Origin of the sequence: Bradyrhizobium sp. McL0615 (assembly GCF_049993905.1) — a bacterium.
Lineage (GTDB): Bacteria > Pseudomonadota > Alphaproteobacteria > Rhizobiales > Xanthobacteraceae > Bradyrhizobium.
The window spans coordinates 5332160-5345039 of sequence record NZ_CP188254.1 but is presented as its reverse complement, the minus strand read 5'-3'; the positions used below and the strand labels follow the sequence as shown (position 1 = coordinate 5345039).

General features: G+C 57.1%; 11 protein-coding genes. 4 read left to right on the top strand and 7 right to left on the bottom strand.

Annotated features, from left to right (window positions below):
• The first annotated feature begins 364 nt into the window (after window positions 1–364).
• A complete protein-coding gene (locus tag ACPPVP_RS25365) occupies window positions 365–718 on the top strand; it encodes a hypothetical protein (RefSeq protein ID WP_426525558.1) in 354 nt (117 codons plus the stop codon).
• A gap of 364 nt (window positions 719–1082) precedes the next feature.
• On the opposite strand, the gene ACPPVP_RS25360 is transcribed toward ACPPVP_RS25365, so the two are convergent.
• From ACPPVP_RS25360 to ACPPVP_RS25340, 5 genes are all read right to left on the bottom strand, one after another.
• The gene (locus ACPPVP_RS25360; protein WP_426525556.1) at window positions 1083–1256 is read right to left on the bottom strand and encodes a hypothetical protein; all 174 of its coding nucleotides are present in this window, start codon (window positions 1254–1256) and stop codon (window positions 1083–1085) included.
• A gap of 113 nt (window positions 1257–1369) precedes the next feature.
• Window positions 1370–1795 (bottom strand): hypothetical protein, encoded by a 426-nt coding sequence (locus ACPPVP_RS25355; protein ID WP_426525554.1) that lies wholly within the window; start codon window positions 1793–1795, stop codon window positions 1370–1372.
• A 519-nt stretch (window positions 1796–2314) separates the two neighbouring features.
• Window positions 2315–2554, bottom strand: coding sequence for a hypothetical protein (locus tag ACPPVP_RS25350; protein WP_426525552.1), 240 nt, complete (start codon window positions 2552–2554; stop codon window positions 2315–2317).
• A 634-nt stretch (window positions 2555–3188) separates the two neighbouring features.
• Window positions 3189–3587, bottom strand: coding sequence for a hypothetical protein (locus tag ACPPVP_RS25345; protein ID WP_426525550.1), 399 nt, complete (start codon window positions 3585–3587; stop codon window positions 3189–3191).
• Between the two features lie 492 nt (window positions 3588–4079).
• Window positions 4080–4568: a lipocalin-like domain-containing protein gene (locus ACPPVP_RS25340; RefSeq protein ID WP_426525548.1), complete on the bottom strand. Its 489-nt coding sequence runs from the start codon at window positions 4566–4568 to the stop codon at window positions 4080–4082.
• 248 nt (window positions 4569–4816) lie between these two features.
• On the opposite strand from ACPPVP_RS25340, the gene ACPPVP_RS25335 reads away from it, so the two are divergent.
• On the top strand, window positions 4817–6379 hold the full coding sequence (locus ACPPVP_RS25335) for a winged helix-turn-helix domain-containing protein (protein WP_426525546.1): 1563 nt from the start codon (window positions 4817–4819) through the stop codon (window positions 6377–6379).
• A 193-nt stretch (window positions 6380–6572) separates the two neighbouring features.
• Here ACPPVP_RS25335 and ACPPVP_RS25330 read toward each other — a convergent pair whose 3' ends face one another.
• Window positions 6573–8084, bottom strand: coding sequence for an arylsulfatase (locus ACPPVP_RS25330; RefSeq protein ID WP_426525544.1), 1512 nt, complete (start codon window positions 8082–8084; stop codon window positions 6573–6575).
• A gap of 118 nt (window positions 8085–8202) precedes the next feature.
• On the bottom strand, window positions 8203–9999 hold the full coding sequence (locus ACPPVP_RS25325; RefSeq protein ID WP_426525542.1) for a sulfatase-like hydrolase/transferase: 1797 nt from the start codon (window positions 9997–9999) through the stop codon (window positions 8203–8205).
• A gap of 296 nt (window positions 10000–10295) precedes the next feature.
• Here ACPPVP_RS25325 and ACPPVP_RS25320 point away from each other — a divergent pair, with 296 nt between their 5' ends.
• Both ACPPVP_RS25320 and ACPPVP_RS25315 read left to right on the top strand, forming a co-directional pair.
• On the top strand, window positions 10296–11069 hold the full coding sequence (locus ACPPVP_RS25320; protein ID WP_426525540.1) for a class I SAM-dependent methyltransferase: 774 nt from the start codon (window positions 10296–10298) through the stop codon (window positions 11067–11069).
• A gap of 238 nt (window positions 11070–11307) precedes the next feature.
• Window positions 11308–12750 carry a winged helix-turn-helix domain-containing tetratricopeptide repeat protein gene (locus tag ACPPVP_RS25315; RefSeq protein ID WP_426525538.1) on the top strand — a complete coding sequence of 481 codons (1443 nt, stop codon included), beginning with the start codon at window positions 11308–11310 and terminating at the stop codon, window positions 12748–12750.
• The last annotated feature ends 130 nt before the right edge of the window (window positions 12751–12880 follow it).

Genomic DNA, 12880 nt, shown 5'->3' with positions numbered 1-12880 from the left:
TGATGGCAGGCCCGCGGTCATTGGGGGTCGGGGGCAGCCCATAGACCGTACAAGCCCACCACCAGTGCGGGCCGTCCGCCTGCTTCATCATCCGTCCGACCGGGAAGCCACGCCAGACCACCTCATAATCGTCGTCCTGGCGGGCGCCGCCGATGACGGTGGGCCGCAATGCAATCGCGTCTGGATCGTCAGTTGTCATCGGATGTCCCTGATCCGATTTTAAAGGCCGAAGGATACCGTTATTCACATCTGAGCTATCGCGGCAATAGCCCGCTGGAGGGTTCCCTGGGGTAGTATTCGGGTTCGGACAAATCCGGTGGGATCGGTTAATTTTGCACTGGTCTGTTCCGGCTGGGGGAAATGAATGAATTTTCAGCGTATTTTATTATTGTTTGTGGTTCTGCTCGCCGCCGGCCTCGCCGGATCGTTTTACATGAACTGGAAGACGCTGGGGCAGCTTCGAACGGTGAAGGCCTTCGTCGAGGGCTCCGTCTTCGCCGACGCGGTAGCTGCCTGTGAGAAGGCGCCGAGCACGACGCCGTTCAAATGGACCGGCGCCAAGCAGACCGCCGTCATCGGCCTGACTTCGGTCAAGCTGAACAAGGATACGATCTTCCCGAGCTACACGCTGGTCGCCGATAGCGTCTTTTGCGACTATGACCCCGTCAAGAAAAAGGCCGACATCGGGTCGAACTTCCTGGAACGGGAAACATTCTAGGGCTCAGTGACGAGTGGTGCGCGATTTGGCGGGGGGCCTAATGGTAACGACCGCCCCGGCCTCAACGTTTCCTCATCAGGATGTACGCGCCCATGTCTCTTTGCGCACGCAAGAGACGCGTCGCTTATCCCAGCATCCATTCGACCGTTCTAACCAAGGCCCAGCCTAGAAAATAGGCCCACGCTGTCATCCCAACGAACGCGACGAGGCCACAAGCGATGACAGCGGCGTATTTCCTTACTACGCGTCTGACAGCCGACCCTATTCTGCGTTGCGCATGGGCTGACGTTGAGGGATTGCCTGCTTTGGTGTCGGCAGGGGGCAACAGGTGAACGGGCTCACGCAAACCGAGCGGAACTGCCATCTATCGAGCCTTGCTTTCGACCGAGGACAAAGGTGCGGTCCGGTCAGCCGCCTCAGCTTCCAGCGCTTTTGCTCTTTCGCGGAGGGCGATGACTTCGTTCATTAGCTGATAGAGGTCGTGTGCTACCCAACGCGACCTGATCGGCGAGACCGATGGGCTCTGCTGGATGGTCATTGAAGTCCCCCTGTTGACGCCCGGGTTTAGGACGCGGCACACAAACGGTTAACTGGAGGACCGGTTCCTGATGTATTGCCACATTTTCCCGGTTACTAGACTGCAATCGCAGCTCATCGCTCCTCATCAGGATGCACCCACTTGTAAGGCGTAATTCCCCGCTGCTCGGTCAACTTGATCATCCGAACCGGCGGCTTGTAGCGACGCGTCCCGCAGGACCGGCATCGGAATGATGCTTCTAGCTTCCAGATCGGCGTATCCCGCGCCCTGCGGATAGCATCCAACGGCAAACTCGCCCTTGTTTTACAGCGGCAGCATTCGATCTCCAGCCACCCGTAACCGCCGTTCAAGCATTGGCCGATCGTTGGGCTTGGCTGTGCTGGCCCGCCGTAGCCTTCCATGCGGACGGACCATGCTTCAGCCTCTGCTCGGTCTGCCGCGCGGGCGGCCTTCCTAGCCTCCTGGCGGGCTGTCTCGGCGCGCATCTTGGCGCCCATGACCCGACCGCCCCATATGACCTCGCGCGTCTTAGTGCTCATCGCTGACGATTACAGCGTCATCCAAGCGTGTGAGCAATCCACGATACCTAGCGGCATAACGCGCCTACAGCGCTCTAACTTGGTCAACCGCTCTGCTGAGGTCGCCCAACGGTAAATGAGGAGGGCGCACGACAATGGCTCGGTGTTGCCATTAGGTAACCAATGCTCTGCTCACCAAGCGATATGATCAACCGTTTTTGGGAGGCACGCATATGGATGTGTATTTAAGCGCAAGACGTGACCTGCTCGTTGTGAGAAGGGGAACTCCGATCCCCGCCGTTGCGGCGCTAGGAAACTGGCGTAAGAGCAAGAAGAAACGGATTGCGAAAGTCAGCGAGGAGATCAGGTCAGCTCTTGAGGCACAGGGGTATTACATGCGGAAACTGAAAGACGTGTATCGTAGAGATTAGTGTGCGAAACGCCGAGAATGCAGGCGCCGAACGCTCGCAGTTTCAACGAATTTAACAGCCGACAAAAAAATGGCCCCGGTTAAGGGGCCATTTTCCGTTAGTCTTTCCGTTAGTCCCAATAGTGGTGACGCCTGATGACTACGTCACGGTCACCGTAGCGATGATACCATCCGCGATGCCAGCCACGGTCGTGTCCATAGAACCCAGCGCGCGGACCGTAGTAGTCGCGGTCGCGATAGTAGTCTCGGTCGCCGCCGATCCGCACACTAAATCCCTGAGCGCTTGCGACTGTAGGGGCCGCAACGGCGATGGTTGCTAACGCGGCGAGAACGTAAGAAAGTTTCCTCATGTGTCGTCTCCTCTCGTTAGTGACACTCACAGGGAAACGAACGGCGGGACGTGATGTTTCGGGAACTCTGTCGAAACTTTTTTGAATGGATGTTCACCAACGTTGCGAACGGTTTAGGAAGAAGAGGTCAACGGTTCCCCAAGCGCCTCGCCTGACAAAGAAGATCAGACATGAAGCGTAAGCCTTAGCGTATTCGCCAAAGTTGCAATGCGACTAGGCGTTTCATTCAAAACCGAGAAGACGAAATAATTTGCCACCGGCACTGCCGCAGTACGGGGGCCGCGCGGCGTCGCGGGGAGTTAGTCCGCGTTCGCTATTCCGCCGAAAGCGGACATCCGTCAGTATTATCTGCTGGTCCGCTTGGTGCCACAACCGGACTTGCAGGAACGACGACGGCCGAACCGAGAGCTTGCGAGTACTTATGGCTTTCTGCCGTCCCGGAGATCATTGGCGCGTCTCATCTCCCGGGCAACGTCGTCGAAAACTTGCGCCAGTGAGCGGCCGTCGCTGGTCGTCATGGCCTTCCGAACCTGTCGTCCGTGCCACGCGATAGCGCCGCAAGCCAGTACGAGCGGAAGGAAAGAGACGATCAAACTTACATACCAAGGCACTTCGTTGGTCATACTCAAAACTCTCAACCATTTGGGCGCAAAGTCTCAGGATATTCACCTATCGAAACTTCCACGGTGATGTCGTCATCGCCGGGGTAGTGGCCGAGGTATTGGTGTCCCGCCACCGATGCCGCCAGCACATCAACCTTTTCAGCGAAATCCTCTGCCAAATCCGATCGGAGCCTCCATTCCAGACCGTCACGGGCGAGGCGCATACCGGTGTCACGTTGGTCAGAGACGGCTCTGACAGATACCGTCCTGCCGTCTACCGCCTCGCAGAACCTCTCGAATGTCGGTGCATTCGGGGCCGCCCGTGCGCCGCGCAGAAAATCCCGCAACTCACGCATGCCCGTTGCATCTCCCCAAAGGAGAATGGTGGAACTGCCTTTCCAGTCTACAAAGTACGCGGATCGCAGGGCCATACTCAACCTCTAAGCGAACGACCGTTACCGTCTGCTTAAAGGCTTAATACAAATGACGTCGGCTTGGTGACGGCTCCCGGCAGCAAGTCTGTTTTGGGTCAAAAGGCGACCTTCGGGCGCGGTTGATTTGGGTCTGTTCGACCCCCAACAGCGGACATCAGAAGACCGCCGCACACGTTCGAAAAAGTGCCGATATTGTTGCAAAAGTCGAAAATCGAACAACCTTAAAAATCTCGCGAAAGTCGATCTTTGGACTTCTCTGCTGCCGCGTCGCTTTTCAACGCCATCACGGAGGTCCGTGATCGATTTTGGATGAAGCGATATGGTCCCTCGCGTCGCCGGGCGCTAGACGCATCAGCGGCTCTAAGAATTGTCGACCGCCACCCCGAAAAGACTTTTGCAACAATATCGGCCAACAACGGAAGTCGTTGTTCTTATTTCCTGCCTCATCGACGCGGGCGAAGCAGAACACAGATTGCCAGCCGAGCGTTCTTAGCGCTCGCGTTCCCAAGTAAGGCTTCCTACCACTCTCTTTCCGGGAAAAACGGAGCTGACTTGTTCAGCCGTTCGAATGGTCAGCTTATCACCTTCCAGCTTGAAAAATCGTATTTGGTCCTGTCCGGTGAGCAGTTCGTTCCCCGATATGTCCACTTTGGTCGTAAACTTGTCTCCTTCGATCATAAATTTTCCGGTGTAGGCAAGGAGCGACTTCAGAAGGACTGCTGACTCCTCATTGCTTGTTGCCGGTTTACGATTTGCCCCCACGATGACGAACGTCACGTACCCATCCGCCGCGAAGATCGCCCTGCCTTTGGGACTGGGACCGAAAGGCTCAGTAGCCTCTCCACCGATAATCTGAATTGTCCATGAGTTTAGCTTCCAACTACCTGCGAGTTGCCCCGCCGTATCCTCACCAAGGGCAGATCCAGCTTGAAAACATACGCATACAACAGCAGCAGCGAGCACACGGAGAAGTACCATATCTTCCTCCCTCTCAGCAGATGACCGGGTGCATTCAAACAAATGCCCAAGGCAGGCTGTGTGAGACGAAATCCGCCAGAGCAAAGGGTTTGGGGAGAGGTCCGCTGTGGGTCACTAAACATCGTCTGCCAAAGCCGGAAGCAAGTCCGCTGAGTGCCAAAGCCGACTTCCCTCAGAGCCACCGGCGGCTTATTCTTGCGCTGCAACTGTCACTGGAGCCGTCGCCGCAGCGGGCAAGGAAGCATAGTTTGCGCTACTTATTCGAGGATTTCGTTCTCGACACCGACCGGCGTGAGCTACGGCGGGGCGCTGACGTGCTCCCGGCAACGCCGCAGGTCTTCGATTTAATCGACTATTTGATCCGGCACAGGGACCGCGTCGTTAGCAAAGACGATCTCATTAACACGGTTTGGAATGGACGCATCGTCTCAGATGCCGCGCTGACGACCCGCATGAATGCTGCTAGGGCGGCGATCGGTGACGACGGTGACAAGCAGCGCCTAATCAAAACATTGCCGCGCAAAGGTTTCCGCTTCGTTGGCGCAGTGAAGGAAGACCGGAGGCCCGCAAATGAGACGATTGGCCTAATTGAGCGAGCCGGCGAAGCGCCGCCGCGCCTGTCCATCGTCGTGCTACCGTTCGCGAACCTGAGCGGTGATCGTGAGCAGGACTATTTCGCGGACGGTATAACCGAGAGTCTGACCACGGACCTGTCGCGCATCGGTGGTTCATTTGTAATGGCACAGAACAGCGCCGTCTCATACAAGGGCAGAGCTGTCGATGTCCGCCAAGTCGGCCGCGAATTGAATGTTCGCTACGTGCTCGAAGGCTCAGTGCAACGCAGCGGCAAGCGACTTCGGATGAATGTTCAGCTGATCGATGCCAGGAGCGGCCAGCATCTTTGGGCCGAGCGCTTCGAGAAGCCTGTCGTCGACCTGTTCGATATGCAGGACGAAATAGTGTCGAGGCTCGCCGGTACATTAGGTGCCCAGCTCATCGAGGCTGAGGCGCGACGAGCCGAGCGTACGCTGCATCCCGATGCGATGGACTTGTGCTTCCAGGGCCGGGCCTGGTTGATGAAGGGGATTAGCCTTGAATGCGTGACGCAAGCGCGGGGCTTCTTCGAACGCTCGCTGGAGTTCGATCCCGGCAACGTCGAAGCAATGATTGGTCTGGCAAATGTTGATACGGTAGTTGGAGGTAGCTTTACGACGGATGATGGGCCCGCGCGGCTTGCGGCGGCCGAGGCGATGGTGGACAAGGTATTGTCGATTAGGCCGAACAGTGCCTCAGCCCACATGGCTCGGGGTTGGGTCCAGACCTTTACGAACCGGGCCGCCCCAGGCATCCGTGAGTTCGAACATGCGTTGGCGCTGGCTCCGAATTTGGTCAACGCTCATGCTGCCCTTGGTTTCGCAAAATCCTACATAGGTCGCGCTACGGAGACTGAAGGCCATATACTCGAAGCTTTACGGCTCTCTCCTCGCGACGTTTTCGCCTACCAGTGGGCGTGTTTTGCGGGCGTGGCCAAGCTGCTGCTTGGTTCAGACGTCGAAGCCGTCAGTTGGCTGCGACGAAGCACCGAGGCGAACCGTAACTTTCATCTCGCTCATATATCGCTCGCCGCTGCCTTGGCCTTGACCGGCGCGCTCGATGAGGCGCGAACTGCTGCGAGAACGGGACTTGCGCTCAACTCAGGTTTCACCATTCGTCGCTTGCTCGCAGCTCAACAAAGCGACAATCCAATTTACCTTGCCGGGCTGCAGCGCTTGTGTGAAGGCTGGCGCCTCGCTGGCGTGCCGGAAGGGTGATGAGCGCTTCGGGCCGACTTCAGTGCTTTACTGCCCTACGTCGGCTTTGGGTCAAAAGGCGACCTTCGGGCGCGTCCGCGTTAGGTCTGTTCATCCCCCAACAGCGGACATCGGAAGATGGTCGCGGCACGTCCGAAAAGTGCCAACAGCGGAAGTGCAGACGGTCTTGTGGAAGCCAGCACTTTGTCTGTAATTAGCGTCCACCAAATTGCGTGATGTTCGGTGCTGGCGGATTTGGATATTTCTTGACCGAAGCCAAGTACTCCTCGACCGTCTTGAGCGCAGGTCCCGATACCCAGCCAAACAATCCAGCGACGACAAGATCCTCATGCGGGTCCATCTCGATATTGTAGACCTTGGGATAGCCTGCCATCGCAGCACTGGCCGAGAAAATCCCCGGCTGCCGCTGCGGTCCGTTGCCGGTTGGATGAATGTCGGTAAAGTAGATACGCCACTGCTTCCAGCGTGCGGCAACGACCTCACCACCGATAAAGCTCAAGAAGCTCTCGCGATGCCCCGTTGCGCTGTTGCCGAGTAATACGTCGATCTGATCCACACCGTCGATTTGACGGTCGGTCGGCATCTGACCACCCACAATGCGAGCGAAGGTCGGCAAGAAATCCATGATCGAAAACATGGCGTATGCAGTGGTGTTCGGCTTGACGTGCCCGGGCCAACGGATAATTGCTGCCGTCCGTATCGAACCCTCGGTTACTTCGCCTAACTCGCCGCGAAACGGGCCGGAACTCCCCTTGTCCGGCGTTCCCTGATTGCCAAACTCGCGGGCGGCCTCGCCAAAAGGCCCGTTGTCAGAAGCAAAGACAACGATGGTATCATTTTCAACACCCAGTGCCCTTAAGGTGTCCATGATTTGCCCGACGTGGAAGTCTCCTTCCATCATCTTGTCGCCGAAGTTGCCAATTCGCGACTTACCTCTGAACTGCTGCGAAGGCAGGTTCGGCACATGCCCCATGGAGAATGGCAGATAGAGGAAGAAAGGCTTGCCAGCGCTCTTCTGCCGACGCATGAAATCTATTGATTTTTCGACCAGTTCATCGTCGATATTGGTGCGCACTTCCTCGGTGAACGGCTTCACCACTCGCAACGGCCCGCCATCCTTCGCCTCGACGATCTGCGGCCCGATCTTCAGCAACTCATCGAACGGAGCATTGATTGAGTGCGTGAGGGCAATTGTCTGCGCGTATGTTGACGCATCCCAGCTGATGTCCGGCGGGATGCCATAGAACTCGTCGAAGCCGTGCGCGGTAGGTAGGCTCTGCGGCGCACTTCCCAAATGCCATTTTCCAAAGATTGCGGTAGCGTAGCCGACACCCTTAAATAACTCACCCATTGTGAACGCGCGGGCGGGAAGCGTGTAGGGAGTACCTTCGATGGCAATCAGCGATAGGCCGTTGCGGATCGAGTACTGTCCCGTCATAAGCGCGGCGCGTGACGGTGTGCACGCCGGTTCGACTAGGAATTGCGTGAGACGCAATCCCTCTTGAGCCATTGCATCGAGACGCGGCGTCGGAGCGCCGCGCAGCTCGCCGCCGCCATATGACCCAAGATCGCCATAGCCCATGTTATCGGCGAGAATGAACACAACGTTGGGCTTATTGCTTTGTTGCGCAAAGGCGGTCGCCGAACCCATCAAAGCAAGTAGCGCCAACCCTGAAGCGAAGCGCTCTAAAGCTGTGACTTTCATGTGCGGTAACTCCTGATCGGGTCGTGCGTCGGCAGACTGGTAGCGGTGTAAAGCCAAAACACGATGACGAACTGCCCGTCGCCCGAGCAGTGCGCAATTGAATTTCGCCTTCGTCCTCTTATGGGGTTGGCCTGCCGGTTCCAGTTTTCTCCATGTTCTGTCTGAGCAGGTCCTGCATCTTCGGGATCAGGTCATACACAGGGGGATTGTTGGACAAGAAGCCGACCTTGAACTGCGGTGGATATTTGATCAGTTCCTTCATGTAAAAGGCTGCGGCTCCAAGGACTGGGACCCCTATGGGGATGTGACGAACGCCTATGACCACGTCTTCCTTGGGGTCGGTATAGAGGTTGAAGCCCACTGCGCCACCCGTGTCAGTGAAAATCGCGCCGCTGAACCCACCCCAATCGCCTTTTTGGACAATCGCGTTTTCAAGTTCCGCCGTCCAAACGTACTTCAACTCATCCACGCGGATCGCCGCAAAGTACTGGTTTAGGGTGTAGGGCCGACTGCGGCGAGCCGACAGGCCATCGTCAGCGACGAGGAACGAGGCTTGGTCCACGCCATCGATGTAAGTGGTCTTGGGAAGTAGGTCAGCCAGCTTGGCTCCCGGGACCCCCGCCAGCGAAAGCGCAGTGGGCATGATGTCCGCGAAATCGAACAGGCCGTCGGATCTGCGCGGTTTGATCATTCCCTTCCAGTAGGCGAAGGTCGGCACGCGCACTCCGCCTTCCCAGCTTGAACCCTTGCAGCCTCGGAATGGCGTGCGGGCGTGGGGCGGGATTTCGCATTCTGGTCCGTTGTCAGATGTGAGAATGATTAGCGTGTTCTCCAGCTCACCAGTCTGCTGCAGCTTATCGACAAGCTGCCCGAGCACATAGTCCATATGCACCATGCAGTCGCTGTATACGGTGCGGGCCTCCGACTTCCCCGCCCATTCATCAGATGGATAGTTGTCGAAGTGACAGCCGCGTGTTGCGTGGTACAGAAAGAAGGGCTGTTTGCTGCCTTTCATTTTGTCCAAGAAGGCCAAGCTCGTGTCCAGCCAATGCTTGTCGAGGTCCTTGATGTAGGTCAGGTCGATCAGCCTGCCGTTCTCGCAGTCATTCGTGTTCGCTGGTGTGCAATGAACTTCGGTGTGGTTGAACTTGTCCTGCTCCATCATTTTGAAGCGGGCGGGCGATAGCGCAACTTCTGGGTTGAAGTACACGTCCCGCCACTCGGAATATTCGTCTGATACGCCAAGGAAGCCGACGTAATCGTCGAAGCCGACGTTCTGCGGCAGCGACTCCTTGTTCTCGCCCATGTGCCATTTGCCGACGCCCTGCGTAACGTACCCCTGCCGCTTGAGCAGGTCGGCGACAGTGACTGCGCCCGAGAGACCGCCGGGTTCATCGTACATCGGCGGGCGCAAGATGCCGTGATGAAGGGGGTTCTGTCCCGTCATGATCGTCGCGCGGCTCGGTGAGCAAGACGGGGTCGAATAGGCAGACGTGAGGATCAGTCCATCGTTGGCGATTTTGTCCATGTTGGGCGTGGCATTGCCAACAGCGACGCCGCCTCCGTTGAAGCCCGGGTCCATCCAGCCGACGTCGTCCATGAGGAAGACCAAGATGTTTGGCTTCTTGCCGGTCTTCGCTGCCAGCGCCGAAAGTTTGTCCTGCGCGCGCCTGTCCTGCTCGAAGTGTTGAACAACAGGATACATGTTGTCCGCAGGTTTGACGTCTTGGAGATGAAGGTATTGACCGGGATGGTCGTATCCGCGAGCAGTGGTCGGTCCGGTCGCGCTTCCACGAATATTTTGGGCGAAACCAACATTCGGCATGCCGAGGGCCGCCAACCCAAGCGCGCACGCCACTAGTGCAGCAATTGAAGCTCCTGATTTCAAGTCGCTGGAACGGTGTACGATACCCATTTTCGCCTCCTGAGCACAATCGAAGGGAAGGACCGGGACGAGCACGGATCGTAGGGCCTGTAAGCCCGCGGCGATTGGTCCCGATGTCGACACGCAATCTGTTGATCTAGATCAATATCTGGCGCAGCCCTGCTGCCGCCCAAGGTCCGAGTTGGGTCAAAAGGCGACCTTCGGGCGCGGCTGATTTAGGTCTGTTCTACCCCCACATAGGAAGACTGCTGCAGCACGTCCGAAAAGTGCCAACAGCGGAAGTTCGCCTCGTTGTGAAAATGGGACCGATCTGTTTATACTAACGGATGGACCTGCTTGCGGAATACGGGGCCCAAGATCGATGGCGTGACTGGGACGCCATGCTCAAACGACTGCCAATTGCGCGAGATCAAACCGTTCTCGATCTAGGATGTGGCCCAGGGTCGGTGTCTGCTCGATTGGCTGCGCGCGCTACGAACGTCGTCGGGGTTGATCATAACGCGGAGTTCATAAGCGCTGCCCGGCAACGGTGCCCAAACAACTGCACATTCATAGAGGCTGATCTTAGAGCGTTGGACCCACGGGTCATTCCGCGTGCGCACGGTCTGTGGTCCAGCTTCGCCGCCGCCTATTTCCCGGATTTTTTGCCCGTATTGAAACATTGGACATCGTGTTTATCACCCGGGGGATGGGTCGCCCTCGTAGAGATCGATGATCTATGGAGAGGACATCATCCGCTACCGGAAGACGTCCGCGCGGCGCTCGAGGAATTTGAGGGACGCTTGCGCACTCAAGGTGGCTACGACTTTCGCATGGGCCGGCGACTCGTCGAGGCTTGCCGGGACATCGGGCTTACAGCAATTTCCGAATCTCGATGGCACGACCCTGAGCTGGCCTTCAACGGCCCGGCTCCGGCGGAAATCCTTGCTGCCTGGCGACGACGCTTTGCACGCCTTCCGGTAATGAAGGCTTATTTCGGCGCAAAACGCTTTGAGCAAATCTCCGAGACCTTTTTAGAGTCTATTAGTCGTCCCGACCATCGATCGACCGCTGTGGTGGTGATGGTCCAAGCAGAACGTCCGCCGCAAATCGGCACGTAAGGTCCGCTTGGGGTCAAAAGGCGACCTTCGGGCGCGGCTGATTTAGATCTCCTCATCCCCCAGCAGCGGACATCGGAGGACTGCGTCAGCACGTCCGAAATGTGCCACTAACCGTCGTCTGCCAAAGCCGGAAGCAAGTCCGCTAAATGCCAAAGCGGACTTCCATCGGAACCACCGACGGCTTATTCTTGCGCTGCAACTGTCTCTAGAGCCTTCGCAGCGGGCAAGGAAGCATAGTTTGCGCTATTTATTTGAGGATTTCGTTCTCGACACCGACCGGCGAGAGCTACGGCGGGGCGCTGACGTAGTCCCGACATCGCCGCAGGTCTTCGATCTACTCGATTATTTGATCCGCCACAGAGAGCACGTCGTCAGCAAAGACGATCTCATCAACACGGTTTGGAATGGACGCATCGTCTCAGATGCCGCGCTGACGACCCGCATGAATGCTGCTAGGGCGGCGATCGGTGACGACGGTGACAAGCAGCGCCTAATCAAAACATTGCCGCGAAAAGGCTTTCGCTTCGTTGGTACAGTGCGAGAACAGGCAAGTTTGAAGGCACCGAGTGAGGGCAAATTTTCACCGCCTCGTCTTTCTATGGTTGTGCTGCCGTTCACCAACCTGAGCGGCGATCCCGAGCAGGACTATTTCGTCGATGGTGTGACGGAGAGCGTAACCACCGACTTATCCCGGATCAGTGGTTCATTCGTGATTGGCCGACACACCGCATTCACCTACAAAGGTAAGGCAGGCGATCTGAAGCAGGTCGGTCGCGAGCTGAACGTTCGGTACGTGCTTGAGGGCTCCGTACAGCGCGGCGACAGCAGACTTCGCGTGAGCGTGCAGCTAACCGACGCGGAAACCGGCTCGCATCTTTGGACAGATCGGTTCGACAAGCCGGTTGCCGACCTATTTGAAATGCAGGATGAAGTGACCGCGAGAATTGCCAACGCGCTCGATGCCCCACTTGTCAAGGCTGAGGCGAGACGCGCAGAACGTTCGCGGCATCCCGATGCCTTAGATTTGTATCTCCAAGGCCGCCACTTCTTAAATCAGGGACGTACATCGAAACATGTGGCCATTGCTCGCAGCTTTTTTGAGCAAGCGCTGGCGCGCGATCCACAGAATATCGAAGCATTGGTTGGTACCTCGTATATCGATTTATTGGGTATTACGACTTTTATGGTCGATGATCGCGGATCGCGCCTCGCTCAGGTCGAAGCAACGCTCACCAACGTCTTGTCGATGGCGCCGCGTCATGCTGCGGCCCGTCTTGTTCTGGCAGTGCTGCATTTATTCACCAATCGCGCAAAGCTGGCTATTAGAGGGTGCGAACTAGCGCTGGAGATTGATGGCAATTTGGCCGATGCCCACGCATTGCTTGGATTTGCAAAGGTCTTCATTGGTCGTGGGTCCGAAAGCGAGGACCACTTTCATCAGGCGTTCCGCCTTTCTCCACGGGATTTAAAAGGTTTCCGGTGGTTGCACTTGCTTGGCGTGGTGAAGTTGATCCTTGGCGCGGAAGGCGAAGCAATTGACTGGTTACGCCGATCCTTGGAAGCCAACCCGAATTTTCCAATCGCACATTTCCAGCTCGCTGCCGCCTTGGCTCTCGTCGGTTCAGTGGAAGAGGCGCGGGCCGCTGCGCTCGCGTACGTCGAACGAAAGGGCTCTCCCTAAGTTCTGACCCGGTCTATCGTGCTGGTAGCAAGCGCATTCGCGAGGGGATGCTTATAGCTGGAATACCTGAGGAGTAGTGTCAGATGTGGGATCCGGGAGCTAACCGCCAGCTCAAGTCAGCTTATTGGCA